We start from the raw sequence: 302 nt of genomic DNA, 5'->3' as shown, positions 1-302 counted from the left end.
ACGTAGTACTGGCCGACGCTCAGCACCGAGGTGACGGCGACGTACCAGAGGGTGGCGACGAGGAGGAGCGGGATGACCTCGTAGGTGCGGTGGTAGACGAGCTGGACGGAGTACAGCAGGTCCTGCACGGCGATGATGCTGACGATGGAGGTGCCCTTGAGGGTGCCGATCAGCATGTTCCCGGCGGGCGGCACGATGGAGCGCATCGCCTGCGGCAGCACGATGCGCCGGAACCGCCGCCAGGGGCCGAGACCGAGGGACTGGGCGGCCTCGATCTGTCCGCGTTCGACGGAGAGGATGCC

At 67.9% G+C, this 302-nt stretch carries 1 protein-coding gene; it reads right to left on the bottom strand.

Annotation, left to right across the window (positions count from 1 at the left end):
• Nucleotides 1-302, bottom strand: a 302-nt coding sequence (locus OO69_RS48555; protein ID WP_033287463.1) for an ABC transporter permease subunit, incomplete at both ends; no start/stop codon positions are given.

The organism is Streptomyces sp. NRRL F-525, from assembly GCF_000716605.1.
Classification (GTDB): Bacteria; Actinomycetota; Actinomycetes; order Streptomycetales; family Streptomycetaceae; genus Streptomyces.
The sequence above is the reverse complement of the archived record's forward strand: the minus strand, read 5'-3'. Positions and strand labels throughout refer to the sequence as shown.